The sequence below is a fragment of the Paenibacillus macerans genome, from assembly GCF_900454495.1.
Taxonomy (GTDB): domain Bacteria; phylum Bacillota; class Bacilli; order Paenibacillales; family Paenibacillaceae; genus Fontibacillus; species Fontibacillus macerans.
In genome coordinates this window covers 1,684,642-1,711,106 of the sequence record NZ_UGSI01000001.1, presented here as the reverse complement: position 1 = coordinate 1,711,106, position 26,465 = coordinate 1,684,642, and the positions used below count along the sequence as shown (strand labels likewise).

The following is a 26,465-nucleotide window of genomic DNA, read 5'->3' as shown; positions in this document are numbered from 1 at the left end:
TTGATTGGGACTATGAAAGAGATTAAAACGAGAGATGTTGTGAAAGACATCAAACGTTTGGATAGATTCCTGAACGTGTTGCCTCGTGTAAAGCGTTCAAACGGTCGTGTCAAACGGCAGGTTGAGAATGACAAGAAGACCTCTCAGTCTCCAGTTGAATATGCGCAGCGACAGTTCGCAGCGGCTACGAAAAAAACGACACGCGTCCAAATGGGAGTGAGTCTGCGCATTAACAAGAGATTAATCCGACACATTCTAAAAAGGCGGCTGTTGCCAGAGGGTGATTCTGTCGCAAGTGATAGCTCGCTTGATGTTAATGAGGAGCCTTCGCTTACGCGTACACCGCGACTTGCCCTTAGCTTACATCTCCGTAAGCCGGTTGATGGAAAATACGTCTTGTCTTCTGGTTCGCATTCAGGAAAACAACGATTTATACGGAGCCGGGTCAATGCCCGGCTTCTGTATCGTTCTCGAACAGGTGGCTTTCCTGAGCGGATGCAGAAAAGGGATATCGGCCCTCCAAAACCGGTCGGGAAGAAGGAAACATTCTCCGCCGCGGTATCTCGTTCAGCAAATGGACGCGTGAAACCGTTAACCCGAGTCCCTTCTACTATAACGAAACACTCAGGTCATACGATCAAACGGAAAGTGCAAAATTTTAAGACATTATCGCCATTTATAAAAAATGGGCATCTGCTAGAGCACGCTAACAATCATTCGGATGCTCAAACTGAAGGGAAAATGAATGCCGTCAAGGAAGCACAGCGGGCTACGCAGATGGCGATGTCTGCCCGCCGGTCCATTCAAACCGCGCGAGCTGCCGCGAGATTGAATCGCCTTATCGTTAAAATGGTTGTAAGAGCCACCGCCCTGCTTGTCAAGGGATTGACGGCGCTTTTGGGGATCAGCGGTTCGGTAATTGTAGTTTTGTGCATTGTCATGGCGAGTGCCGCCGTCATTTCCTCTCCTTTCGGTATCTTTGTGTCCGGTGAAAATACGGATGCCGATGTAAAGCCGCTTTCTCGAATCGTTCAGGAAATAGACGATGAATTTGCCGCCCGACTGGTAGATATACAGCAATCCGCTGGCAATGTAGACCGGGTGGAATATCATTATCCCGGCAGCGCGGACAATACGCGGATCGATAACTGGATGGAAATTATCGCCGTCTTTGCCGTGAAGACCGTCACGGATGCGGAAAACGGAATGGATGTGGCCACACTTGATGCAACAAGAAACGGTATCATCCGATCGGTGTTTTGGGATATGAATTCGCTGGAATCTCGTGTTGAAACGATAGAACATAAGGAAACGGTTACGGTTGAACATGAGGACGGGAGCACCAGCGAAGAGACGATTACCCGACATGAACGCATTTTGCATATTACCGTCACTAGCCATACTGCGGAGCAACAGGCAGATACTTACCGCTTTACAAGTGAACAGATGGAACTTATGAAGGAAATGCTGTCCGAGGAGTTTCGCCCGCTTATGTTTGCGATACTTGGTAAAGATGCGGATATTGGCTTGACGCCGGAGCAGCTTGATTTGGTTCAACAGCAATTGCCCGAAGGTGAACTGGGCAGTGAAGCCGTCAAGTTGGCGCTGACTCGTCTAGGCGATCCGTACAGCCAGCCGAAGGCCGGGCAGGGTAATTATACGGATTGCAGCTATCTCGTCCAATGGGTTTACCGTCAGCTAGGTATTAACTTGCCGCGAACCGCAGCGGAGCAGGCCAGATTTTGCGTGGAGAATGGCCTGACAGTAGGCGCGGCCGACTTGGTTCCTGGCGATCTCGTGTTTTGGAGCTACGAGAGTAATGGCAGATTTATGAATATTACTCACGTTGGGATTTATGCGGGAGATGGCAAAGTAGTGGACGCTTCCTCAAGTCGGGGGCAGGTGGTGTATCGCAATCTGTTCGATTCGGACAAACAAGTGTTGTTTGGCAGACCTGAAATTTTGGACATTGAGGCTGCCTTCAATACCTTCAATTAGTGGTAACGAGAGAGTGAAAAGACACAAAACATTAGGTTGAGAGATTCAACTCGATTGTTTGAACAATCAAGAATATATTCTGGGCGAAGAGGGATTATAATTGAACACAAATAAATTTCAATAGTAGACAACACGACAAAGAGTAAATTAAATTTTCCATTGTTGTTGAAACAAACAGGCATTCCCTGAGGATTGCCTGTTTGTAGCAATTTATGTTATTGCTCGGTCTTTTTATTGCCCCCTCTGAATAGGACGAGTAGGAAGAGATTCATATAATTTCACATATGTCAATCCCGCTTCATCTAACAGTTTATTTAATGTAGCTGTGTAAGTGGCACTGTCACTTGTTGTATAAGCATCAAACACTAAAGATGAAATGCGATGGGCTAATGAAGAAATTTCTGACGGTGTCCAAATATGCATTTGTTCTCCAGGACTCGCTGTTGGGTGAGCCGGTATTATGGGACCGACAATCATTAATTTAATATTTCGGGCAGAGTTCGGGAATTCTTCTTTATACCATTCACTATGATTTAGAGCTTGACCAACATCTCTTTTTGAGTAAAAAGAAGTATCTTTCTTCTCCTCTTTACTTTCAATTAATATATCAACCTCTGGGGAAGTCCAAAATATATCAGGGCCACGTCCCCCTGTTTCTGAATCAGGTCTGTTTGATGCAAAGCCCAAATATCTCCCCAACCAAGATAAAGCTTCTTCGTATTGATTAGTCGTATTTTTTTCAGTGAAAAGAGGAGATAGACGATCCTGCATTTCACTAAAAGATCCGTAATTGAAGTCACCGCGCGCACTGAGAACACTCGCGATTCTTTCTCCTTGCGAATCGCCAAATATTACGGGAGGTGCGTAAGTAGTGACTGATTCAGGATTAATTCGACCCAGGACTCGATAAGCATTAGAAGACCTATTAAAATATCTCTCGGCTGCGGAGGTATTGCCACCTAATAAGTAAGCATAACCTATCAAGTGTGCATGCCAAGCCGCAAGTGCTTTGTCTTGATTAAAAATAGGATCTAAATGTTGTTCCAAGGCGCGTGCTGCTTGTTGATATTCACGATCCCATAAATGTTCTATAAATTTTCGTTCAGCAAATGCAACTTGTATACTGTGTTCTTCAAGTTCTCTCACAGAATCTTCTGATGCCTTTTCGTTTGCAACAGAATGAGGTTGTATTCTTGCTCTGTGTACAGAAGTCCATCCGGGATCACGTGGTACGGCTACAACGGACATAACTAATTTGTGCAAACTCTGGAAGTCGGAGATACTCTTTGTGAGTTGCTCGCCCAGTTCTAATTGAGCACGTGTATATGGAGGTATCACTTTGCGATTGCTTCCTCTTGTGATCCAATCGCCTATGTCATCTCCAAGTAGAAAAACGACACCAAAATCATCATTTCCTCTTGAAATCCTACCCATTGCTTGAATTAACCTAGAAGCAACTGTTCCTTGAAGAAATTTGTTTTCCCCCAAATTGTTCCATAAGAACTTTTCCATATTACCAGTACCAGAAGGGAGGCCATCAATAACGAGAAACCTACATGTGTCTCCAGGGAAATCCATTCCTTCAAATCTAGCAGGGGCAACTAATATACCTGTTTGTGCATTTTTGAATTCTTCCACTTTCAACGTAAAATCATCTGACGAAAAAGTCATTTCATGCTCACGCCAACGTTTAGCCCTGGGCTCGCTTTTAGGAATAATAAGTATCTTGAAGTATTGTGATAAGAAAATGATGTAATCAAACATCCCATTTTTCAGTCCAGGATTAACATATGGAGTCACTATAAGACGCTCAGATTCTCCTGCACTTGTTTTAGGCTCGATATACGCATCAGGCAAGAAGCCAAAAGTACGAACAAATTCAGGTTTGTTTTGCATAGTAGCGGATAAGAACACTTTAGTTACTGATGAAGACATAAAAGGTAAAGTATTAACTGGTGGTAAGAAAGGCGATATCTCAATTCCATCTGAACTTAGAAATGCTACACATAGATCCAAATTATTTCGTAAGTGTTCCCAAGCAAACATAGAGATCCTTTTAGTTGTAACACCCTCATTTGTAAGTGACTCAATAACGCGACTTACTACTTGCCTCCAAACAAAAAGAGGAATAAAAAGAACACTTGGGTCATCTTTAAAAGTAACTACTTGATCGAATTCAGGTCCCCGGTGAATGGACTCAAAATATTGTCTGACTTGTCCAACCAACGTGGAGTAGGTTGTAGGGAATTCTGATTCAGGAAGATGAAGAGTGAAATTTTCCCTAACAATGTGGGAGGCAACATGGGCATCATCAAAAATTATCCCTTCAATATCTGTCCTAAAACGAGTGTTCTTCCCATTAAATAAGGTTTGATAGTTGGTTAAACATTGAATTTCGCCAGTATTAAATTCAAGCTCATTGACCATATTTCTATTAAAATATGTGGCTACGGATAGTCCCAGTCTTTCTGCAGCCTGAGCCGTTTGAACAATAAGTTGATTTGATCCACACAGGTAAAAAACTCTATCTAAAGAACGATTAGTAATTGATTGCCCTTCTAAGAGTCCAATTACCGTTTTTCCGCCTCCAGTATTAAGAATTACAACAACATGCTTTTTTCCTTGATCTAATACATGATGTATTTCCTCAAGTGCTAAGTACTGCCCTCGCCAGAGGTCATTAACCTTTCCTTTTGGTAAGTTATCATATATTTTTATCGGGTGTTGTTCCCTAGGACCAGTTGTTTTGTTAAAAAATTGGCTAAAGTCAAAAGACATATCTCCACCCCGTTCTGTTACAATGTTTTTTATTTAATCCATTCTTCAGGAATGAGTTTATTATTGTCGCCGCGCCATTCACAAACTTCATTAACGTTATGAATGTCGCCCCAAATACTGCTGTCAGCATGTTCTAATACGATAATTTGGAATTTTGATTGAGATATTTTTAATGCTTCTGACATTGTTTCAAAGATTTTTTTGACTGCAATCCTATCCTCGTCATTTTCAAGCTTTGGATCTAATTCTTGTTCATTTTCTCTGGCTGCTATTTTTTTAGGAAAATAAACTTGGCTAGGTTGGTCATAAACAATAAATCCCGGTACTGGTGAATGACTTTGTTGATTGAAAAATAATTGGAATGCGAGTGTCACTGAGATGTGATAAGCAAGCCAATTCGAACCGCTGCCTATTTCCCAAAGGTAATCGTCACGCCCATCTTGTCCACTGACAACAACAGTTAAATTTTGATAATCAATCCGAATGGGATCATTTGGGCGTTCTGAATCTAGCAACGGCAAGAGTCTTATTGCATAGCCCCCAATTTTATTTATTGCTGAATTGACCCTTTGTATTACTGCACTTTCATTTACCTGTGCCCTTAAATTTGATAGTGTATTATTGATGGTTTCTATCTCATGAATTAATTCACTATCTGTACCTAATGATTTAAATGTTTCGTTTGCATATTGAACTTGGCCTATAAATCTGGAGATATTTTCAACAGTATATTTTTCATGCTCGGCAGAATTTCTTATTTGACTTTGCAATTTAATTCTTTTTTGTACAGCCGTAATCTGCTCAGATAGTATACTGATTTCTGATTTTACATTATCAAATTCGCGCTCGAATGCTGCTGGGATTTTATTTGTAAATCCCGTTTCATCTTCAAGTTTAATTAAATTGGTGTAAAATTTATCGATTTGTTCTTTTGGATGATTCTTAGTTCCGAATATTGGACAGGTTTCATTGTCTTCTGTCAGGCTTTTTAACCATTTAGATATATTTAAGCGTTCAACCTGAATGGTCAAAGATTCCCGATACCCGTCTAGACTATTCATCAATTGACGCATTTCTGTATAACGATTTTTTAAGGATGAGAGTTTTAGAGAGAGCTCGCTTTCTTCCTTTCTTAATGCGACAATTTCTTGAGAGGAAGCTTCAATATTTTTATTAAGAATGCTCGAATCCGATGCTCGTTTCTCCGATATTAATGTCAGCATCTCAATTTGTTCCTCAAACGAAAGGTCATTCAATGCATCCAATTTAATAAGGCCAAACTCTTGTGCTATAGCAAGCCAGCCATTTACTTCGGTTTTCCATTTCTCGGATACCTCTTTGAGCTTTAATAATTCTTTTTCTTTGCGCTTAAGTACTCTAGTTAGATTATTAATTTCTTGTCGTTTCGCAAGAATATCAGGGGTAACTGCACCAAGTATATATGGGAATATATTTATAAGCTTTGTTCTATGTTCTGTAGTATCCGCTTTATAAAACAATGTGTTTGCATTTGCTACAATATTCTGAGGTTGAAAGCAGAATGCCATTAAATCTCTAAAGGATGGTCTACCTAGGTAGTTGCTTGAATTCTCATCGTCGATGTCTAAGAAAGTTAAAGATGACAATTCATCTAAAAACTTTTTTACTGAATCTCTATTCGTATTTTTTATAGGGATATCAGGGATTTCTACTTCAATACCGGATGCGATGTACATATTATCAGTAGACTTCTGTAGCCCAGGTTCTTGTCTTGCTAGAAGCACTTGTTTTTGATTGACTTCAATGACTATTCCAAACCAACTACAAGCATTTCTGATTGTTTTAACAGGTATGTAACAAGAATCCGAGGCTAAGCAATAATCAATGATCGGAATAATTGCAGATTTCCCAGTTCGAGATGCACCAGTTATTATATTTACAGAATTAGTCTTAAACTCAATCTCCTTTGGTTTGAATTGAGGTTCTCTTGACCAGAGGATAAGTTTTTTTATTTGGAAATCCATTGTTAAAACCTCACTTTTAGTATTTGAGATATTTCATGAAGAGTCAGTTGGGAACACCAAAATCCCAACTTTTCTGAAGCTTTTCCAAGTTTAACTATAGATTTAGGTTCTTGTTTTCGTTCAGTTGTTGTAAAAGGAAAAGCCAGGGCTTCCTCATAATCTAATGCGATGAGGGAAGAGTAGAGAGCTATTTGGATCGACCGAAGTGATAGTTCTTTCATGTTTGATGCACTTATATGAATATTTGATACAAGATCATTTTTATGCACTTTTGTTGAAAGAAATTTATTAGCAAAGGTTCGTAGGCCCGAGGGCTTGTTAGTGGAAGACAACAATTCAGAGATATCTTCACGAAATATTACTGGTAAAACAATAAATAATAGAGGGAATGGGACTAAGGATTTATTGTTACTATAATAGCCTCTTACAAAGTTCCATATAATAAATGCACCGAATGCAGGATTCTGAACGTTTTGAATTTCCTTATTTAAGTTGGACACTTAATCCACTCCCTGGCATGAAAATATCTTTATAATTTGGATGCCAGCCAATTTCCACATCATCAGATAAGGCATGATAACATCCGGCAGTAAAAAAGTCTGGCACATAAAGATGATCAATATTAACTGGATCATTCTTACATTCAAGATACAATAGCTTCCCCAATTCTTCAGGTGAAAGGTTCAGATGCTTATTCTGAAGAGAGAGAATTTTTCTTTTAGTATCCCATTTTCTTACTAGTGTTTCTTGATAGCTTGTCAGATTTCCATCACTGATGTCCCCGCGCTTAGCCCAAATTGTTCGGTTAGTAGAGGCCCGGAGATAGTCATTTATCGCTTCGATTTTTTCCGTATAGTCGCATTCCACAACGTCTAATTGTTCTACATATCTTCTTAATGCATTCATCTCTTCCTGAACTTCTTGCGCGGTGGGTCTTGGAGCTAATTCTTTTAGACTTTGTTTTTGGTTATATTCACGTCTGATCGCAATAAGTTCTGTTCTGTATTCTTGATACGATATGCACATCGGTTGTTTATTTTCAACCAATTCCGATAATCTTTTATCAATCCATCCCAACATATACGTAAATAAAATGTCTCCTAAATCTTCTTCTAGCATAGCCCTTTCGCAGAATGTTTCGTAAAGAAGAGCTGTATGGTTTGTTTGTATAGTTTTCAAACAAAATTTTTGAATGATTTGACTTGCAAATAATTTATTCCCAGGTTTAAAAAAACTTCTTATATACAGTGCATACTCGTCAGAAAGTTCTTTTTCTTCCCCTGTATCTTTATAAAACTCTTGTTTTGCAGATTCCCAAGCTGCTTGTGCTTTCTCTAATGTATCTGCATCTTGAAAGGAGCTCGCAATTGATCCTTTTCTATCTGCTGTTACAAAAAGGATGAATTTTGTGTTGTGAACATCAAGTTCATGATTTGTTACAGATAACAACCAATTATAAAGAGTTTTCCATAGATCTTTCGCGCGATTCGAAATGGGATTGTTGTTTGAAAGAACACTTTTTAGCTGTATTGCATCTACAGTTCCATCGGATTTTTCAACAGCCACATCTTCAAGAACCTCTACACTTACTATATCGTTAGATGAACAACTCTGAAGTTCGTATAATGCGTGTCGTACTTGTAACGAATAGGCGTAGACTTTATCGGGAACATGTGTGTTAGCTAATTTAACTTCTTCTTTTGGTGTATCTCTTTTAGTTTTGCCCACTGACTTCAACTTCTGGTTCAAAGATAAAAGAGCTATCAGCAGCAAGGTTAGCTAGTTTAGTCATGTTAATATAATTCTGAAGTACCTTGCGTTTACGCATCAATATAATGGTAGCATTAAACTCTTGTATCCTCAACCAAACTCTTCATTCACTACCTATTACCTCCATCGCAGTTTTGGCGACTTTTTTGCATCCATTCTGGGAGTAGCGATCCATAAGCCATCGGCAACAGCAACTCGCAAGGTCCGATTTTGCATTAAAAATGAAATGAATAATAGAGGGACATGTTCCGTTCCTCTCAATGAACTTTGACAACCGAATACAATCTTATCCGGTACGTTCCCCGCATGGCCTAGAAGGATAGCCAAATTGCGGGCGCGCCACGACCGTTTTGCCGGTTCTTGTTTTTGCATGTCTTGTAGCGGAACCGTCAGAAAGCGAGCGATTTTGCCCATGCAATCCATAAATGGTGGTTCCATTTAAGGCGAAGATCCATGCGGAGGGATAATGATACTTTCGTCCAGCCATAGCTCATCGCAATGGGGGCGGCTTGCAGCGATCCTGGAAGAGGTTTGAAGCCTATGAGGACGGCTAACCACTGTCCGCCGGATAGGGTTAATGGAAGAGAAGCAACCAAAACAGAGGCGGAAACAGAGATGCGCACAAGCGGTAATGTTTGTCGCGCATCTCTGTTTTTCAGCTTTGCTGGATTATTGGGAGGTTTTTATGAACCATAAACTCATCCGGTACAGCATGCAAATCGCTATGATAAAACAATTACTGGCATTATCTTTGATTACCGAAAACGAATTTCATTTGATAAAGAACAAAACGATGCGGGATTACGGCATCATTTCGGACCTTACTTCTTGATTCGCACATTTGTCGGTCCGCCCATCTCTTATTAAACTGATGGCAAGTAAATAAGAATGGAGGACAACACCATGGCTCTCGAAGTAGAAGTAATTAAAGCAAGTAGGAAAATATCCGATCGCAACGCCGGAAAGTTATCGGATGTCCTTCGCGTCGCCCCTTATGCCCGCGTAAGTACCGACACCGAGGAGCAATTGAGCAGCTACAAGTCGCAAGTCGCCTATTACACCGATCTCGTTAGCAAACGAAGCGACTGGGTGCTGGTTGATATTTATGCAGATGAAGCCATAACCGGTACTCAGGTAACGAAGCGCGAGGATTTCCAACGCATGATTAACGATTGTATGGATGGGAAAATTGATATGATCATCACGAAGTCTATCTCCAGATTTGCAAGAAATACGCTGGACACGTTGAAATACGTCCGAATGTTGAAGGAAAAGAACATCGCCGTACATTTTGAAGATGAGAATATCAATACGCTGACGATGGACGGCGAATTGCTGCTCGTCATTCTAAGCTCAGTAGCGCAGCAGGAAGTGGAGAACATCTCCGCCAACGTAAAAAAAGGGTTGAAGATGAAAATGAAGCGCGGTGAACTGGTGGGCTTCCAAAGTTGTCTGGGCTATGATTACGATGTGAATACGAAACAGATCACCGTTAATCAAGAAGAAGCCGAAATCGTCCGCTATATTTTTGAACGATATACATCGGGGATCGGCGCTTACGTAATTGCTAAGGAACTGACTGAGGCGGGACATAAGACCAAATACGGAAGAGTCGAATGGCAGGACACAACCGTTCTTGGTATCATAAAGAATGAGAAGTACAAAGGCGATTTGCTGCAAGGAAAGACATTTACCGTCGATCCCATTTCCAAGAGAAGATTGGACAATTACGGCGAGGAAGATCAGTTTTATGTCAAAAATCATCATGAGCCGATTGTCAGCGAGGAAGTATTTGAGAAGGCGCAGGATATATTGCATCGAAGAGGTGAAAATCGCCGCCGCGGCGCAATAGGCAAGCGGGACAAGTACAGCAGAAAATTTGCTTTCAGCAGCAAGTTGGAATGTGCTTTCTGCGGAAGCAATCTCTCGCGACGGAACTGGCACAGCGGCACTCCACAAGAAGGTGATTTGGCAGTGCGTGACAGCCACGAAAAAGGGGAAGAAATACTGCTCTCACAGTAAAGCCTTGGAGGAAAAGCTGATCGAAGGTGCTTTTGTCGAATCATACAAAATGGTGTGCCGCAATAATTCGGACGTGCTAGACGAGCTTATGAAAAGAATGGAATCGGTGTTTAGCGACCAGAATCATCAAAAGCGATTGAACAAAATTATCAGCGACATTCAGGCCATGGAGCAAAAACGTTGCAGACTGATTGATTTGTGCCTGGATGAGAAAATAGATAGGGCTACCTACGAACAGAAGTATGTGGAACTCGATACTTCGCTCACTAAACTGCTCGAAGAAAAGGAACAACTGGAGCAATCCGCACAAGATGAAATTGATTTGGGAAAGCGGCTTGAGCATTTCCGCAAAGTGCTTCAAACAAATGAGGTTCTGACCGCATTCGACCGAAACGTATTCGAAAGCATTGTCGATAAAGTGATTATTGGGGAGAACTCCAATCAGGAAAGTCCCGAGCCGTACAAACTGACCTTCGTCTATAAAACCGGCTTTCATAACAGCATCCAAAGCAAGATGCATAAGCAAAAAAAGTCCTTGCGAAGTGAAAGGGGGAGAGTGCCTTCCTATTCCGAGAACAACACACTTTGTATGGGTCATTTTTGTTGTTTGTTCAATAAAATTCTATTTCTTCACCAAATCCTCGCGAATCGGCGTAAACACGTCCAGCAGGGCGGAGTCTTCCTCCAGCGCGGTGACGCCATGTTTCGCGTTTCCGGGAATATTGATTGTGTCTCCGGCTCCGATGCAGTATTCCCGGCCATCGATGCGGAAAATAAAGCTTCCGCGCAGGCAGTAGCTCATTTGCTGGTGGGGGTGGCTATGCTCGTAGCCTTCGGCCCCTTTGGCAAAATGCACTTCCATCATCATCAGGCTGTCCTCGGCTCTTAAAATGCAGCGTTTCACGCCCGGTTCGGCATTTTCCCATACTCCAATATTGCTCATAGATTTAACTCCTCCCGTATATTTTTGGATTGCGGCAGCAGGACGCAAAGGCGGTTGGCTTCTATATGCAGCGATTGTCCGATTAGTTCGCCGCCGTTTCCTCCATTTCCGCCGTTTTCGCTATTCGCCTGATTCTGCCCGCCCAATAATCTCAATGATCCCAAGGCTGCTAGATTTAAAGTTTGCGTCCGCTTCGACCCATTCACTACAACGATACACCATACCCCGTCAGGTTTGGCGATCTTGTAGCAGCGCACTTGCGGCGGCCGAGGATCGGAATGGAGGGTTGCTTCGGTTTGGTTCGACGGCCGGCTATCCAAATGGGCAGCTTGGGCTAGCAGCTGATCATCCATATGGGCAGTTTGGGCTGACAGCTGATCCTCCAATGGGGCGAATTCGGTTCGAGCCGGATTGTCCAATGGGATAGCTTCGATACGAGCGCTCAGTTCCCCTTCTTCATGGGGATGCAGCAGCACCAAATAATCATCGCTTGCCCGGCCGTATACTTTAAAATGCTGCTGCACCGGCAGAGGGTAGTTGCCGGCGACGGCGCCTTGATCCGTGACGATCACAGGCCGCTTCGGTTCGGCGATGACGGCGCTTAAACGCATTCCGCCCAGACCGCGGGCTGCGATGTGCTGTTCCCCGATGTCCGCGTCGGTGCTCAGCGTGTGCAGGTTCCATACCCGTCCCGACTCGCCGGCGATACGGTCCCAGACCAGGTAAACTTCCAATCCGGCTTTGATAAAAGCGAAATGCCGATGGTATTCGCGGATGTTCGGATCGGGGATTTTACTTCGCACATAATCCATTTCCGCGGAGAAAAGCACCTGTTCGCATTGACTGCGCAGCGGGACTTCCTGCCACTCGCCCGCAGGGCCGGCAAACTGCACGACATTGTGGGCCGCGCTGGATACGTACCAATGCCTGTCGCCATTGTAGTAGCCGCCGGTTCCCGAATCGAGCGTCAAAGGCACGCGGTTGCTCCAGATCGAGAAATGCCCTTCATCGTGATGGGCATGGTACGTAAGCGGCGAAGCCTCGTAGATTGCATAATGTTCATATCGGTTCGGACCCTGCGGATTGCGGAAAATGACGTAGCCCATGCCGGGATAATGAATCGAACCTAATTCGGGAGCTTCTTCCGGCAAGTCCAGCCGGGGGAACAGCAAGGCCGCAAGCGGGTAGGGGAAAGCCCCGGTATCCCGAACGGGCGCACCTCCGCGCCGCCAGGCCCACATCATTTCTTTGGCCAACTTGGGGTCATTCTCCACGAATGAGGGAGCCGCATAACCCAGCAGCCGGAACCAGTGCTCCTGTACATTGGCATCGCCCACCGCAGGCGTCAGCATGACGGCGGGGCCGTCCGGCCCGGCTTGCATCCGATCCGCGGGCACGGCCGTTCCGATCAGGAAGCGGTACATCCCTTTGACCTTCTCATGCTGAAAATAATCCGCTCCCTTGAGCCGTTTCAGCAGGACAAAGAACAGAAAATAGCGATGGAGCACCGCGCCATGGTAGCGGATATTTTCCGGCCAGGCTCCGCAATCGTCCACGACATGATCGAGCTGCCAATCCACCACCGACAAGGCATGCTCCAAATATTCCTCCGCCTTCGGCTCCTGCGGGAACAGCAGGGCATACACCCCCAGGCCCGCGGCCCGGTCCGCGTTCCAGTTGCTTCTCATCCCGCCTTTTTCGTCCGGGAATTCCACAAGGTCGTAGCGGTAATACCCCGTATCCATCATCAAATTGGCAATGTAGCGGAAAAACGCCAACAACATCGCTTCCTCGTCCCGGTCAAACACGCCGGAAGGGGCAATTTGACGATAGACGACCGCGAGCACGGCCAAACCTCTGCCGATATGGACCGCTCCATAAATATCATCGTCATGCCAACCTGTAGCTTTAAAAATCTCCATACCCTTGATCATATCGCACAGCATGTACAGCAGTTTTTGCTTACAGCGCTCGGCACTGGCGAAATCGCCTTCTACCATAAACCGGTTGGCATCCGCTCCGGCCGCTTCCAGGAAGTAAGCCCAAGGGCTTGGCGTGGCCCTGTTGAAAGGAGGGGAACAGAGGGAAGTTTCGCGCACCAGCGGACCTTCGTTCCCCCGGAAACGAACTTCCGTATAAACGCCAACCGTTAAGGGAGCTTCCAAACTCAGCGTAATCTGCACACTGTAGTGTTCGCCGGCCCGCGCAGGAATCGGCGCGCTGTAATGCAGCACGGTGTCCGCATCTGCGACGGCATTCGTGATGCAAACACACTGGGCTTTTGCCGCGGTGTCCACGCCGCTTGCCGTGGTGATCCCGGAAGGCTGCAAAGCCGCCGCGCCCAAGGGCAGGGGAAGCAGCCGCAGCTCGCTGCCTTCCGCCACTTCCGCCTCCCAATAGGCCAAATCCTGCGCAAAATTCGCGTTCTCCAGCTCCATGGGCAGCCCACGCTGCGAATGCGTGAGTCTCATGCCGCTGATGCGGGCGATCCCTTTTCCGGCGACATGAATCGATATGAGCGCATGCCGGACTCCTTTAGGCACCTTAAACACAAACGGATACGTGCGGAAATTGGCTTGCTCCTCAAGCGGAGCGGTCATGGCTTGGGCGGCATAACGCTCCGAGAGCTCCTTTTGCCGCAGATACTCCCCCTGCAGCGCGGGATTCGCCCTGATGCGGTTTCGCACGGCTTTCAGTTCATCCGCATCGTACAAGCCGTAAGAGGCTGCTGCCTCCTCGCCGTTGATAGGCTTCATCGTCCTCGTCAACCTCCTGAAAGTTGAACTTCGAATGGTACGGGGATCGTTCTAGTTCAACGATGATCATCTCTCGTCTTAATTCTAATTGAATATAGGCCGCTGCCGGGATGGAGAAACAAGCGCAGGACAGGGGACAAATCGACTGAAAAGTGATTTTCCCCCCTTAACACAGTGGGTTTCTCCCTAACCGCTTCCGTCTGCGGGCTTTTATCTTAGGATTAAGAAAGGCAACGCTTGATGACAGGAGGAAAAACAGTGAACAACGCAAAACGCCAAATCCATGCCTGGACGTTCGTCGCGCCGAGTTTGATTTTGACGCTGGTGTTTGGGGTGTACCCGATTTTTTGGGCGCTTAAGTACATGTTTTACGATTAAGGGGTACGGTGAACCTTTGTTTATCGGCCTGGATAACTTCGCGAGGCTGATGCGCGATACGGAGTTTTGGCAGTCGGTGGTCAATACGCTGGTGTATGCCGGCGGGAAACTGCTGGTGACGATTCCTTTGTCTTTTGTGCTGGCGGTGATCTTGAACCGGGCGTTCGCGGGCAGGCAGCTATTGCGGGCGGTATATTTCCTGCCCACCATTGTAAGCGCCTCCGTGATGGCGATCGTATTCTATGTCGTGTTCAACTCGTACAACGGGACGATCAATCAGATGCTGCTGGCCTCCGGCATCATTTCGGCCCCCATCGACTGGCTGGGCCCCAAATACGCCTTGCTGACCTCGATTATCATCGCGATTTGGGGGGCGATCGGCAACTATATGCTGCTGTTCCTGGCCGGGCTGCAAAATATCCCCGAAGATCTGTACGAAGCCGCTTCGCTGGATGGGGCCGGACCGATCCGCAAAATGTGGAGCATTACCGTGCCGATGCTGGGACCGGTGCTGCAAATGATCATTATGCTGGCGATTACCGTTTCGCTCAAAGGGTACGAGAGCATCATGGTGCTGACGGAAGGCGGACCTTACGGCAAAACCAATGTCATGTACCTCTATCTGTATAAATTGTTTTTCCCGGTATCCAGCGGAGGGACCAGCGCCCAGCAGTTCGGATACGGCAGCGCGGTCGGTTTTGCCACGGCGGTCATTGTCGGAGTGATCACACTACTATATTTCCGTCTTTCCAAAAAACTGAACGAAATCTACTGACAGAGAGGAGTCTGGCCGATGAATAAGATATCAAGCACATTATTATGGATATTTCTCTTGATCGTCGCCGCATTTACTTTATTTCCGATTTTGCTCGCTTTTTTCGGATCGTTGAAGTCGAATCTGGAGCTGACCACGGGTTCCACCTTGCTGCCAAAAGAATGGAAATTCAGCAATTACGCGCAAGCCTGGGAGGTCGCCAATTTCGCCCGGTTTACCTGGAACAGCGTGTTTACCAGCTTTTTTACGACGGTCGGCACGCTGCTGATCGGGACTATGGCCGCGTATGCCGTGGCGCGAATCGATTTTATCGGGAAAAAGTTTTACGTGCTGCTGCAATCCTGCACGCTGTTTATTTCCATCGGCGCGGTGGTGCTCCGGCCGCAATTCGATCTGATGGTGGCGCTGCACCTGCAAAAATCGCTATGGGGCGTGATCATCTTGCTGATCAGCGCTCATGCCACGGTCTTTTTTATGCTGATCGGGTTTGTGCGCGCCATTCCGAAGGAATTGGATGAAGCGGCTTATATTGACGGCTGTAATTTTTACAGCACGTATTACCGGATCGTTCTGCCTTTGCTGGCCCCGGCGTTGGGCGTGGCCGGCCTGTGGAGTTTCCGCGGGGCGTGGAACGAATATATTTTGCCTTTGGTGTTTACGATGACCCAGCCCGAATTGCAAACGTTGACGGTGGGGCTGGCCAGCCTGAAATACGGCGTGGGCGACGCCGCGCAGCCGCAGCTGATGCTGGCCGGCGCCTGCTTGTCCATCCTGCCGATGTTGGTGGTGTACGTGTTCGCCAATAAATCGTTTATGCAAATGACGGCGGGATCGGTGAAGGGCTGACCGAGGCCGGCCGGCGGCCATGGATGTTGAACTAGAGACCGGGTCGGAGAAAGGCAAGTGGGCGCTACTGTTGCTGTTGCATTAAAGTTAACAAGATGTACCTGTTTCCATTCTTACGGTTGCCACAGCGGCTATTTGCGTGAGCAACGCCGATTTCAAATTCTAACGGTTGCGATGGCGCTTATTTCGCTCAAACCCAGCTATTTTGCTCAAATTAAGGCAAATAACAACGCTCACAACCGTTAAAATCCAGAAAAGGTCTTTTTTCGCAAAATAGCGGCTGCTGCAACCGTTAGATTCCCGGCGGGCGCGGGCCCCCATTCCGGTACAATTATTAGTTCAACCTTTATCATGGCGGGCAGACATTACGAGGGAGCGTGACGGCATTGAAATCCTGGATCTACCGAACTTCGCTGCAAAAAAGGATATGGATCTCTTTTGCCGTGCTGACGGTGCTTTGTATCGCGGTGACGGGCCTGTGTTCCTATTTGATCGCGGCCCGCGCGATGGAGCGCAATTCCGTGGAGCTGAACCGCAGCGTGCTCAACCAGTCCGTCAACGTGCTGGACCAGAAGCTGAAGCAGATCGTCGTGGCTTCGTCCACGATGACCCTAAGCGAAACTTACAAACAAACGATTCGCGATATTCAGGCTGACAACCGCAGCCGGTATTTCGCGAATTTTTCGCTGCTTCAAGGCCCTTTTTCGCAAGCCGAGCTGACGGAAAACTCGATCGATTCGATCCTGATCACTACGCCCGGCGGCGACTTCTATTCCAGCGGCAAAATCCGCAAATCTGGCGTGCCGTTTACCTCCACCGCCATTTACCAGCGGATCAAAGAGCATCCCGATACCCGGTGGATCGAGAGCCACGAGGATGAGTTGTTTGCCGGAAAACACCGGGTCGTCACTTTGGTTTTGCAACCGCTAACAGAAAGTAATGTTCCGGACGTGTTCTTGATCGTCAATGTCGATGAGAAGATGCTGGGCCAGGTGGTACGTGAAGGGCTGAATCCCGGCGCGGCGCATTTTTTGCTGATCAACACCGCCGGGGCCAGTGTGCTGGGGGATCAGGGACGGCCGGAATGGACGCGCTCGCCGCAATTTATCGATCAACTACGGGAAAATAAGGCCGGGAACTTCGAATATAAAAGTTCGGAAGGCACGATGCTGGTCAGTTACGCTTCCTCCGCGTTTGCCACGGACTGGATTTTGGTCAGCTATTTGTCCAAAACGGATCTGCTTGGCCCCGTGCTCCAGATCAAGTGGCTGGTGCCGGCGATCATGGCCTGCTGCATCTTGATGGCGCTGCTGCTGGCCCGGTACTTGTCGAGACTGCTGCTATCCCCGCTGCTGAAGCTGCAAAGAACGATGAAACGGGTCGAGCAGGAGGATTTGCGGGCGCGCTTCGTAAGTCCGTTCCAGGATGAGATCGGCGAGGCCGGACGGAAGTTCAATCAGATGCTCGACCGTATCGGGCAGCTCATCACCGAAGTGAAGGAGACGGAGAAAGAGAAGCGGAAGGCGGAAATTAAAGCGCTGCAGGCGCAAATCGACCCGCATTTTTTATATAACACGTTAAATACGATTTTCTGGAAATGCGAGATGAACGAATATGAGGATGTCAAAGAGATGGTGCTTTCGTTATCCGCGTTGTTCAAGTTGGGGCTGAACCAGGGACAGGAAATCACGACCTTGGGCCGGGAGCTGGAGCATGTTCGCCAATATTTGAACCTGCAGCAGCAATGTTACGAGGGATTGTTCCAATACGCCATCCATGCGCCGCCCGAACTGCTAAACTTACCCGTGTTAAAAATCATCATTCAGCCGCTCGTCGAGAACTCCATCCTGCACGGTTTGCAGGACAAACGGGATTCCGGCATGATCCGGATCGCGGCGGAGGCGAGGGGCGGCAGCTTAATCATTACGGTAACGGATAACGGGGTTGGATTTGATGCCGAGCAAATGAACGAGAAACTGCAGCTCCCCGCGGGCGGCAAAGGGTATGCGTTATTCAATATTTGCAATCGGTTAAATCTGTACTACGGCAAGGAGGCCGGGCTGCGCTTTGCCAGCCGCCCCGAGGAAACGGTGGCCGTCATTACCATTCCAATGGAAAGCGGGTTAAGCCATGAATCGAAACGAACCGATGAAAATCTGCATTATTGACGATATTCCGGCGGTCGTGCGCGGACTGTCCACACGGATTCCCTGGGAGGAGCACGGCCTGACGGTTGCTGCAACGGCCGCCAATGGCTTAGAGGGGCTGGAGTGCCTGCGCCGGGAGCGTCCCGACATCGTGCTGACGGATATCCGCATGCCGCTGATGGACGGGCTGGAGATGATGCGGACGATTGTGCCGGAGCTGCCGGAGGTCAAAGTGATCTTTTTTACCGCGTATACCGATTTTGCCTATGCCCAGGATGCTGTCAAGTTGGGCGCGTTCGATTTTATCGTCAAGCCCTTTACCCCCGCGAACGTGCTGGATGTGGTGCTGAAAGCGAAGGAAGCGCTGGAGCGGGAGCGGAGCAAAACCGAGTATATGCAGGGCATGGAGCGGAAGTTAAGGGAAAGTTTGCCGTATCTGCGCCAGGAGTTTATGCGTTTGCTCATCCGTTACGGCACCCGGCAGCAGAGCCAAAGCCGGCAGTGGGATTTTTACGGGATCACGATGGAGCCAAGCGGTTTTTGGGTGATGGTGGCGGAAATGGACGGGTTTTCACAGCGGACGGCGGATTTGCCGGTGAACGAGGTGGAGCTGATCCGGTTTGCCGTGCAGAATATTTTGGAGGAGACCGTCACTTCCTATACCAGGGGCATTGTGTTCCGCGAAAATATCAACCAATTCGTTATCGTCGCCAATCCGGCGGCCTCCCTGGATGCCGGGCAGCTGGCGGAGAAATGCCGCGAAAATGTCGGCAAACATACCGATTACACCGTGTCGATCGGCTTGGGCGGCGAAGTGCAGGAGACGGCGCAGTTGTCCGCTGCGTACGCGCAAGCGCTGGCTGCGTTGGCCAACACTTTTTTGTCCGGCGGCAACAGTGTGTATCTGTACGGGGAAGGCGATGCCCGGGGCGCGGCCTGGCCGCAGTATTCCTATGACAAGGAGAAGGAGCTGTTGTTCTGCTTGCGTTCCGCGAATGTGGACAAGGCGGAGGAGCAGCTCCACAGCATCTGGGACGAATGGATTTCGGCCAGCAAGCATCCGAACCCTGCGCTTTTACAAACGTTATGCCTGGAGCTGGCGCATTCGATGCACCGGGTGTTTGCCGAAAAAGGTTCGGCCGAGGAGATTCAGGAGCTGGAGAGCCAGCTGGCGGAGATGAACAAGGCGGCCACGTTTGAAGCGCTGTGCGGCTTGATCCGGGATTTCTGCCGGCAGGGCTGCGCCCAATTGCGGAAGCGGCAGGTGAGCGAATCGCGGCGGCTGGTCGAGCGGGGCGTAACCTATATTCAGAACCATCTGCAGCAAAATTTGTCCGTGGCGGACTGCGCCAAAGCGGTGCATTTGAGCCCGAGCTATTTTTCCAACTTGTTCAAAAAAGAAATGGGCGTCACCTTGGCTCAGTATATTACCCATTGCCGGATGGAGAAAGCGAAGGAACTGGTGCTGGAGGGGATGCAGGTGCAGGATATCGCCGGCTCGCTGGGCTATGAGGATCGTCCGTATTTTACCGAATTGTTCAAAAAGCATACCGGGATGACGCCGACGGAGTTTCGGATGAAATATGCGGCGTGCGCCGAAACGGAAAAAAGTGGTTTTATCTCCCTTGAATAGTTGTTTTTTCCTTCACGAGATGGGCGGACGTTGATTTATATTTTTATTGAGAAATGAATGCGATTACATATCTTAAAGGGGGAAATTTGTATGAGACGTAAAAAGTGGTTCGTATCCGGACTGGCCTTGCTGATGGCGGGAGCCTTGGCGGCCTGTTCAGCGGGGGGCGAGAAGGAGGATCCAGCCGCGAACGCTGGGGCCGAAGGAAGCAAGACGAAGCTCACGTATTGGACGATCGACCGTCACGACACCGATTTTATCGAGCAAAAAATCAAAGAATACGAGGAGCAAAATCCCGACATCGACATTGAAATGAAGGTCATGGCGGATAACTACGTGCAGTCCGTGGAAATCGCTTTTGCCAGCAACCAGGCGCCGGACATTTTGCGGGTGGACACGGGGAATGTGCCGACTTGGGTGAAGCGCGGCTACCTGGAATCGTTCGATGAGTACATCTCGCCGGAAATGAAGGAGAACTTCAAAAACGTCCTGATCGAAGAGAAAAACATGGTTGGCGGAAAAATCTACACGCTGCCGAATATCGGCCAATTCTGGAGGCTGATCTACAACGTCGATCTGTTTGAAAAAGCGGGGATCGATGGGCCGCCGGCGACGCTCGCGGAAATGGTCGAGGACGCCAAAAAGATCACGGAAGCGGGCAAGGACATCGGCGCTTACGGGTTTGCCGGCAACTTCAAAAGCGCCAGCGGCTTTGAGCGGATCGCTTATCCGATCGTGTCGCTGAGCACGAACACGGGCAACGAAGGCTTCAACTTCCAAACCGGCCAGTTCGATTTTACCGTGTATAAAGAAGTGCTGCAGGCCCTGCATCAAATCAAAGCGGACGGCAGCATGCTGCCCGGCTCCGAATCGCTCGACATCGACCCGCTGCGCGCCCAGTTCGCGCAAGGCAAGATCGGCATGTACTTCAACCATTCGGTTGAGCCAAGCGTGTACAAGACGCAATTCCCGACGGAAATCCGCTGGGCCGCGGCGATGCCGCCAACGCTCGACGGTAAGCAAAACGGGGCCGATCAAGTCATCGCCGGCAGCTATTTGGCCATGAGCAAAAATTCCGAGCATAAAGAAGAAGCCTGGAAATTTATCGAATGGATGTACAGCGACGACGTGCAGGTCGCTTACCAGGAAGGCGGCTACGGCGTCTCCGTCATCCCGTCCGTGGCGGCCAAAGCCAAAGCCCCGGACATCGCCGGCATCGAAAACTTCCTGCCGACCTCGCTGGACGGCATCTACCCCGCCACCCCGCTGGTCGCCACCGAAGGCCGCGTCGAAGGCGCCAAGAAGGTCGATGTCTTCAACAAATTCATCTTCGACGGCCAGGACCTGGACAAAGTATTGAACGATTTGAACACCCGCTACAATGCCGCGCTTGACAAGGCTAAAGCAGCGGGGGATACAACGATTGAAGCTGATCCGAACTTCAATGCGGCGAATTTGCAGGGGTCGTTGGTGGAGAAGTAGGATAGGGAATACGAAGGCAAGCCCATTGTACACATTTTGGGCTTGTCTTTTTTCGTACAATCAAAGGCGCTTCGCTTATTCGGTAACTGCTTTTCTTCTCAAAATGTAAATCAGATAATCCGCAACAAGCCCCACGAATAAGAAGCTCCCAAAGTGTATCAAATAAGCCGGAAATCGCAGGGGGATTAAAGTACTATTCGTCACCCATTTGGGATTATAGGTATCGATAATCCAACTTGTGAAAGGCTCAGTGAACTTAATAGAATCTATCAGTGGATTGAATTTTATTAATAGGATATTGGCTAGGCCGCTTCCTAGGTAGTCGCTTAAGCATATTAAGATGCTTATGATAGAGAGCCAAAGGGTGGTTCTTTTTAATAGAGATATGGGGATCACCCCTCTATTGTAATCATTTAACCTAACACCTTTTGCCGCCCAGGGTTATTTTCCATTAGGACGTTTGGAGATATTCGTCTGACCTAGAATATAGTCAATACTTACGTTGTAAAATTCGGATAACTTAATCAACACAGAACTTGGCACATCCAAGTTCCCGCTTTCGTATCGGGAATAAGTTGCTTGAGAGATGTTCAGATAATCTGCCAATTGTTGTTGCGTCAAATCCCGGTCTTCACGCAAATCGCGTATTCTTTTGTACATCTTTCTTCACCCAAGCTAAGTTTAAATTATGCGAAAAATGCATATTGAGTTTTATGCAGTTTTCGCATAAAATTGATTTATACGGAAAGTGTTAGCTGTTTTTTAGGTTTTTAACGATACTGTTCACAATTCTTAAGGAGGAGAGTGAAATGAAAAGTATTCTTAATAGAGTCGATTACGGAATGAATCTTATCAATAGGATATTGGCCAGGCTGCTCCCTAAGTAGTCGCTTAGGCATATCAAGATGTTTATGATAGAAAGCTAAAGGGTGGTTCTATTTAATAGGGACATGGGGATCACCCCTCTATTGTAATCATCAAACCTGACACTCTTTGTCGCCAGTGCTATTTATTTTCCATTGTGACGTTTGGAGTTATTCGTCTGACCCAGAATATAGTCAATACTTACGTCGTAAAATTCGGACAACATAATCAACACAGAGCTTGGCACATCCAAGTTCCCGCTTTCGTATCGGGAATAAGTTGCTTGAGAGATGTTCAGAAAATCTGCCAATTGTTGTTGCGTCAAATCCCTGTCTTCACGCAAATCGCGTATTCTTTTGTACATTGTTCATCACCCAAGCTAAGTTTAAATTATGCGAAAACTGCATATTGAGTTTTATGCAGTTTTCGCATAAAATTGATTTATACGGAAAGTGCTGGCTGTTTTTTTAGGTTTTTAACGATACTGTTCACAATTCTTAAAGGAGGAGAGTGGAATGAAAAGTATTTTGGAGGAACTTTACAAAGGAAACCTTAACCCTGAATCGCGAACGGTCCCCACAGATCCCGAATATCGTTCGCTCAATGGAGAAATTTCTGATTTGATGTTGGAAGTCAAACAAAGATTTTCGGAGAACGACTTCAGAGCCCTTGAGGAAATCTTGGACTTGAACGGTGATACTAGTTCCATGCTCACAAGCACCGCTTTTGTCCAGGGATTTAGGATGGGGGCTTTGATGATGGTGGAGGTGTTTTGTGGGGAGGGGAAGGGTTTTGGGAAGTGATTGTTGGGAGGTTGACTAGAAAAACTATTAAAATTGTTTTTTGTGTAATTATTATAGATACAGGCTTCCGCTGCTTTAGCGGGAGTTTTTTTATTTTAGAGCAGAAAATTATTCATTCGTAATATTATTCCAATTTGTTGTAAAATATGACTATAGGTAATCTGGACTAATCTAAAAGAGTATTCGTATATTCAACTTAATGCAGAAAATATACGAATTCGTGGATACTATGTTATATGACAGTGCAGAAGAATAATTATACAATGAGGTATTTTAATGAAGAATGTAAAACATACAAAGATTGGTTATCATGATGCTACAATACTGGCTGGACGTATCATTAGTGAATTTTATGGAGATAGCGCCACAGATTATGATTATATGAATGATTTTATTGAGGATAACTTCGATGAAATAATAGTAAAGTTTGTTAATCCTCAAAAATTTACTGTTCTTCATATGCTTATAAAATATTTTGATGATTTAATCTATGGTGACGGCATCAGAGAGATTTTGAAGAATGTGGATTGGGATGATTATGAAATGTTCCTTGAATATATGAGTAATATGATTTCAAATACAGGAATTGACATAGGAATTAGGTTTCCTGATTTTAAAATTATAGATGAAGCAGAAGTATTAGATGAATGTGATGAGTTCAATTATGTCGATTATTACATAAATACTTTAGAAGTTAAACGCATTGAGGCTCAACCATTACTTATTAATTCGACTTTTCATGTTTTAATGATTAATAAGATATTTTTACGTGATTTAAATGAATTTTTCGCAACATACATACAGAAGCACATTGATAGGGTACCGCTTGAATACTTAGATAAAGATAGAAAACTATTAAGAACTTCGTATTGGAATTCCTGGTTGAAGAGGGGGATTTTCTTCAGAGATAAAGGAGTATGTACGCTGTGTAGAAAGGACCTAACAGGTAGTTATAATCTAGGGATTAATTTTGAGATAGATCATATAGTCCCGTTATCTAAATATGGGAACAATGATCCTTCTAACTTACAAATACTCTGTAACGAATGTAATTTATTAAAATTAAACCGTAGCAGTGAAACTTCACAATATGACATACCATTATGGAATATGGTAAATGAATAAGAATCTTTTTAGGGCCTACTCAAAGACACCGTCATATAACAAAGTATATAAGTTGAGGGCTTTACCCTTGGTTTGCTAGAAGAGGGAGGCAGAAAAGTAGATTCAGCTTACAACCCTGCGAGGTGTAGTCCGCCGTACCCAGTCGCTTCTCTCCTTTAAGCCTCGCAGACAACCCTCACCGACTAAGATAGGAGCTATCTAAGTTGGTGAGGGTTCGTGAATACAAGAACGACGACATCATCCTTTATATTCTGGGGGTAGAAACATGGATGCTAATGATCTAGAGCAACATATACATCAACTTGAACGGATTCGAATGCATTTCTCACCCGAGAAATACCTTAAGAAATTCGTGAATACAACAGCAGATATATTCACTGAACGCCATCTGTTAAAGGCTGTTTCATTCGATAACAAGTCAATTGAGTACATCGTAGGTATTATAGTTGAGGATATCGCTGCTAACAGAAGATTTCGCAGAGTCGAATGTTTGAAGGTTCTAAAAAGAATAATTAAAAATCGAAGTTCTGATGAGGCTTACAGTAAAGAGTTACTAGAGAATTTATTCTATCTATATCGGCATTTTATTCTGGTTGGAAGTGAAGAGGTACAATGGGCTGTAAGCACATACATAAAAGATCACATATTGAATGATGAGTGTATAAAGTGGTTAATTGACAACTATCAAGAGTCCGAACATATTGCTAATAGATTACTAAGGTACCCAGTAAGAAATGAACGGGTGAGCAATTGGGCACGTAATGTTCTAAAGTCTGGTGAACTTCGAGATCGAATTTCTGAGATCATTGGAATATTAATTGAAGAGGAAGTTCCTAGCTTTGTTCAAGAAGATAATACAACTATTATGTGGGCGATATATTATTCTAAATGTTCAAAGACTCAAAAGAGAAAATTAATACTAGAACATCTTGATTATGAGAACTATTTACCAGCAATAGTAGTTGCTAATAGGTTAGAAATTGGAGAGATTTCTAAAGATTTATTACAACACTATCGAGGACTTCTCGTAAGAAGGGATGACATCGTATAACAACGTATTCACGCTGCGGGCTATTTAGCTCTTGGATTGCCAAAAGATAAGAAGATAGGAAGTGGAATCAGGTGATCAACCTTGCAAAGCTAAGTCTTCTACCCAGTAACTTTAGGCCTTCTGGGTTTGTCAATATTTGAAGTAAGCGAAAGTTAAATTACTTTTTTGAGTAAACAATATATCTGTGAAAGAATAGGTGATACCATGTGGCCACTAGGGCAATATGAAAGATTAGTCTATGAAATTAAACGTCGTGAGAATAATGAAATCCCGGTTATCTTTGGTTTATTGGTGGCTGACTTTCATCAGCAGAAATGTAAAGAATATATCTTGAATTATATCGAAAGATTTGATTATAAATCAGATCAATATATTAATTTTTATTTACCTGGATATTTAGAGGAGGATCTCTTCAACAATGATGAAAAAATAACAATAAAACAAAAAGATTTTTATTTTAATAGAGATACCTATCTAAATTTCCTAGATAAATTAGAGGTAGATTTTAAAATAGACTACCCGTATAATCCAGTGCTAATTTTAATGGAATATGATAGAGGGAATTTTAATAGGACAAAAAGGATAATAATAGAACTAGATTCGAATGGGTCTGATATAAAGCAAGTAGGTGAGATGTTTGAAAGAATTTTCGAGATCGCAAAAGAAGTAGTTTCTATCAATGATTTTTCAAAGTCATTAATGAAGGATGGCTTAAAGAAAGGACTACTCGATAAAATTATTGAAGGGATCGATATTAGCTACATAACTGCTATTTATAAAAACACAAAAGAGATTAATAAGTACAGAATAAAGAGTGTTAATTGAATCTATAAGTATAGAGTTAACTGATACATTAAAAAACTAAGGGGCTAAAGCCACTTGGTTTTTTAATGTATAGTCATGAGAAAAACTCATAAAAAACTGCCTAAGAAGGTATGCCGTGGAGAAACCGCATATCGTAGAATCGAAACATATTCAGCTTCATTTTGATTTCTAAGGCCGGAAGTACGGAAGTGAGTATCCTTGAGGAGCCCGGGCGGAAAATACGCACGCCGGGATCTGTGTGGGGGGTGTCGGGCAACGGATATCTC

Annotated in this window: 20 protein-coding genes and 1 pseudogene; 12 read left to right on the top strand and 9 right to left on the bottom strand. The window is 45.5% G+C overall.

Annotated elements, in window-relative coordinates; all coding sequences use genetic code 11:
- The first annotated feature begins 12 nt into the window (after positions 1 to 12).
- Positions 13 to 1,998 (top strand): C40 family peptidase, encoded by a 1,986-nt coding sequence (locus DYE26_RS33830; RefSeq protein ID WP_213509920.1) that lies wholly within the window; start codon positions 13 to 15, stop codon positions 1,996 to 1,998.
- Positions 1,999 to 2,229: 231 nt separating this feature from the next.
- Here DYE26_RS33830 and DYE26_RS07830 read toward each other — a convergent pair whose 3' ends face one another.
- Genes DYE26_RS07830 through DYE26_RS07815 form a run of 4 tightly spaced genes read right to left on the bottom strand, consistent with a single transcriptional unit; the run spans position 2,230 to position 8,507 of the window.
- Positions 2,230 to 4,776 (bottom strand): tetratricopeptide repeat protein, encoded by a 2,547-nt coding sequence (locus DYE26_RS07830; protein ID WP_036623421.1) that lies wholly within the window; start codon positions 4,774 to 4,776, stop codon positions 2,230 to 2,232.
- A 29-nt stretch (positions 4,777 to 4,805) separates the two neighbouring features.
- A complete protein-coding gene (locus DYE26_RS07825) occupies positions 4,806 to 6,779 on the bottom strand; it encodes a DUF3732 domain-containing protein (protein ID WP_036623420.1) in 1,974 nt (657 codons plus the stop codon).
- Between the two features lie 2 nt (positions 6,780 to 6,781).
- On the bottom strand, positions 6,782 to 7,279 hold the full coding sequence (locus DYE26_RS07820; RefSeq protein WP_036623419.1) for a three component ABC system middle component: 498 nt from the start codon (positions 7,277 to 7,279) through the stop codon (positions 6,782 to 6,784).
- Positions 7,263 to 8,507, bottom strand: a complete 1,245-nt coding sequence (locus DYE26_RS07815) for an ABC-three component system protein (RefSeq protein WP_051985471.1) — start codon at positions 8,505 to 8,507, stop codon at positions 7,263 to 7,265. Before DYE26_RS07815 ends, DYE26_RS07820 begins: the two co-directional genes overlap by 17 nt.
- A gap of 727 nt (positions 8,508 to 9,234) precedes the next feature.
- On the opposite strand from DYE26_RS07815, the gene DYE26_RS07810 reads away from it, so the two are divergent.
- The gene (locus DYE26_RS07810) at positions 9,235 to 9,381 is read left to right on the top strand and encodes a hypothetical protein (protein WP_036628241.1); all 147 of its coding nucleotides are present in this window, start codon (positions 9,235 to 9,237) and stop codon (positions 9,379 to 9,381) included.
- Between the two features lie 71 nt (positions 9,382 to 9,452).
- Positions 9,453 to 10,571 carry a recombinase family protein gene (locus DYE26_RS07805; RefSeq protein ID WP_227872718.1) on the top strand — a complete coding sequence of 373 codons (1,119 nt, stop codon included), beginning with the start codon at positions 9,453 to 9,455 and terminating at the stop codon, positions 10,569 to 10,571.
- 76 nt (positions 10,572 to 10,647) lie between these two features.
- On the opposite strand, the gene DYE26_RS34100 is transcribed toward DYE26_RS07805, so the two are convergent.
- The 3 genes from DYE26_RS34100 to DYE26_RS07795 all read right to left on the bottom strand — a co-directional run bounded on the left by DYE26_RS34100 (position 10,648) and on the right by DYE26_RS07795 (position 14,270).
- Positions 10,648 to 11,091 carry a hypothetical protein gene (locus DYE26_RS34100; protein WP_240534142.1) on the bottom strand — a complete coding sequence of 148 codons (444 nt, stop codon included), beginning with the start codon at positions 11,089 to 11,091 and terminating at the stop codon, positions 10,648 to 10,650.
- 102 nt (positions 11,092 to 11,193) lie between these two features.
- Positions 11,194 to 11,514, bottom strand: a complete 321-nt coding sequence (locus tag DYE26_RS07800) for a cupin domain-containing protein (RefSeq protein ID WP_036623409.1) — start codon at positions 11,512 to 11,514, stop codon at positions 11,194 to 11,196.
- A complete protein-coding gene (locus DYE26_RS07795) occupies positions 11,511 to 14,270 on the bottom strand; it encodes a heparinase II/III domain-containing protein (RefSeq protein ID WP_036623402.1) in 2,760 nt (919 codons plus the stop codon). Before DYE26_RS07795 ends, DYE26_RS07800 begins: the two co-directional genes overlap by 4 nt.
- A gap of 240 nt (positions 14,271 to 14,510) precedes the next feature.
- On the opposite strand from DYE26_RS07795, the pseudogene DYE26_RS07790 reads away from it, so the two are divergent.
- From DYE26_RS07790 to DYE26_RS07770, 5 genes and pseudogenes are all read left to right on the top strand, one after another.
- Positions 14,511 to 15,423, top strand: a pseudogene (locus DYE26_RS07790) (carbohydrate ABC transporter permease).
- An 18-nt stretch (positions 15,424 to 15,441) separates the two neighbouring features.
- On the top strand, positions 15,442 to 16,269 hold the full coding sequence (locus DYE26_RS07785; protein ID WP_036623400.1) for a carbohydrate ABC transporter permease: 828 nt from the start codon (positions 15,442 to 15,444) through the stop codon (positions 16,267 to 16,269).
- A gap of 386 nt (positions 16,270 to 16,655) precedes the next feature.
- Complete coding sequence (locus tag DYE26_RS07780; RefSeq protein WP_036623398.1) at positions 16,656 to 18,437, top strand: sensor histidine kinase; 1,782 nt, start codon at positions 16,656 to 16,658, stop codon at positions 18,435 to 18,437.
- Entirely contained in the window at positions 18,400 to 20,049 is a 1,650-nt protein-coding gene (locus DYE26_RS07775) for a response regulator transcription factor (protein ID WP_036623396.1), read from the top strand. The genes DYE26_RS07780 and DYE26_RS07775 overlap by 38 nt, the downstream gene beginning before the upstream one ends.
- A gap of 90 nt (positions 20,050 to 20,139) precedes the next feature.
- Complete coding sequence (locus DYE26_RS07770) at positions 20,140 to 21,531, top strand: ABC transporter substrate-binding protein (RefSeq protein WP_036623394.1); 1,392 nt, start codon at positions 20,140 to 20,142, stop codon at positions 21,529 to 21,531.
- 441 nt (positions 21,532 to 21,972) lie between these two features.
- Here DYE26_RS07770 and DYE26_RS07760 read toward each other — a convergent pair whose 3' ends face one another.
- Positions 21,973 to 22,191, bottom strand: a complete 219-nt coding sequence (locus DYE26_RS07760; RefSeq protein ID WP_082207799.1) for a helix-turn-helix domain-containing protein — start codon at positions 22,189 to 22,191, stop codon at positions 21,973 to 21,975.
- A 349-nt stretch (positions 22,192 to 22,540) separates the two neighbouring features.
- Positions 22,541 to 22,759, bottom strand: coding sequence for a helix-turn-helix domain-containing protein (locus DYE26_RS07755; RefSeq protein WP_036623392.1), 219 nt, complete (start codon positions 22,757 to 22,759; stop codon positions 22,541 to 22,543).
- A 151-nt stretch (positions 22,760 to 22,910) separates the two neighbouring features.
- Here DYE26_RS07755 and DYE26_RS07750 point away from each other — a divergent pair, with 151 nt between their 5' ends.
- From DYE26_RS07750 to DYE26_RS07735, 4 genes are all read left to right on the top strand, one after another.
- A complete protein-coding gene (locus tag DYE26_RS07750) occupies positions 22,911 to 23,198 on the top strand; it encodes a DUF6809 family protein (protein WP_036623390.1) in 288 nt (95 codons plus the stop codon).
- Between the two features lie 276 nt (positions 23,199 to 23,474).
- Positions 23,475 to 24,323, top strand: a complete 849-nt coding sequence (locus tag DYE26_RS07745) for an HNH endonuclease (protein WP_036623388.1) — start codon at positions 23,475 to 23,477, stop codon at positions 24,321 to 24,323.
- Between the two features lie 265 nt (positions 24,324 to 24,588).
- On the top strand, positions 24,589 to 25,374 hold the full coding sequence (locus tag DYE26_RS07740) for a hypothetical protein (protein ID WP_036623386.1): 786 nt from the start codon (positions 24,589 to 24,591) through the stop codon (positions 25,372 to 25,374).
- A 204-nt stretch (positions 25,375 to 25,578) separates the two neighbouring features.
- Positions 25,579 to 26,199, top strand: coding sequence for a hypothetical protein (locus DYE26_RS07735; protein WP_036623384.1), 621 nt, complete (start codon positions 25,579 to 25,581; stop codon positions 26,197 to 26,199).
- Positions 26,200 to 26,465 lie beyond the last annotated feature (266 nt).

Excerpts from the sequence above, each read along its gene's own strand:
- DYE26_RS33830 (WP_213509920.1), top strand. The coding sequence starts at position 13 with ATGAAAGAGATTAAAACGAGAGATGTTGTGAAAGACATCAAACGTTTG.
- DYE26_RS07750 (WP_036623390.1), top strand. The coding sequence starts at position 22,911 with ATGAAAAGTATTTTGGAGGAACTTTACAAAGGAAACCTTAACCCTGAA.
- DYE26_RS07795 (WP_036623402.1), bottom strand. The coding sequence starts at position 14,270 with ATGAAGCCTATCAACGGCGAGGAGGCAGCAGCCTCTTACGGCTTGTAC.
- DYE26_RS07800 (WP_036623409.1), bottom strand. The coding sequence starts at position 11,514 with ATGAGCAATATTGGAGTATGGGAAAATGCCGAACCGGGCGTGAAACGC.
- DYE26_RS07825 (WP_036623420.1), bottom strand. The coding sequence starts at position 6,779 with ATGGATTTCCAAATAAAAAAACTTATCCTCTGGTCAAGAGAACCTCAA.
- DYE26_RS07770 (WP_036623394.1), top strand. The coding sequence starts at position 20,140 with ATGAGACGTAAAAAGTGGTTCGTATCCGGACTGGCCTTGCTGATGGCG.
- DYE26_RS34100 (WP_240534142.1), bottom strand. The coding sequence starts at position 11,091 with ATGCATCTTGCTTTGGATGCTGTTATGAAAGCCGGTTTTATAGACGAA.
- DYE26_RS07775 (WP_036623396.1), top strand. The coding sequence starts at position 18,400 with ATGAATCGAAACGAACCGATGAAAATCTGCATTATTGACGATATTCCG.
- DYE26_RS07760 (WP_082207799.1), bottom strand. The coding sequence starts at position 22,191 with ATGTACAAAAGAATACGCGATTTGCGTGAAGACCGGGATTTGACGCAA.
- DYE26_RS07735 (WP_036623384.1), top strand. The coding sequence starts at position 25,579 with ATGTGGCCACTAGGGCAATATGAAAGATTAGTCTATGAAATTAAACGT.
- DYE26_RS07830 (WP_036623421.1), bottom strand. The coding sequence starts at position 4,776 with ATGTCTTTTGACTTTAGCCAATTTTTTAACAAAACAACTGGTCCTAGG.
- DYE26_RS07745 (WP_036623388.1), top strand. The coding sequence starts at position 23,475 with ATGAAGAATGTAAAACATACAAAGATTGGTTATCATGATGCTACAATA.
- DYE26_RS07805 (WP_227872718.1), top strand. The coding sequence starts at position 9,453 with ATGGCTCTCGAAGTAGAAGTAATTAAAGCAAGTAGGAAAATATCCGAT.
- DYE26_RS07810 (WP_036628241.1), top strand. The coding sequence starts at position 9,235 with ATGAACCATAAACTCATCCGGTACAGCATGCAAATCGCTATGATAAAA.
- DYE26_RS07785 (WP_036623400.1), top strand. The coding sequence starts at position 15,442 with ATGAATAAGATATCAAGCACATTATTATGGATATTTCTCTTGATCGTC.
- DYE26_RS07755 (WP_036623392.1), bottom strand. The coding sequence starts at position 22,759 with ATGTACAAAAGAATACGCGATTTGCGTGAAGACAGGGATTTGACGCAA.
- DYE26_RS07740 (WP_036623386.1), top strand. The coding sequence starts at position 24,589 with ATGGATGCTAATGATCTAGAGCAACATATACATCAACTTGAACGGATT.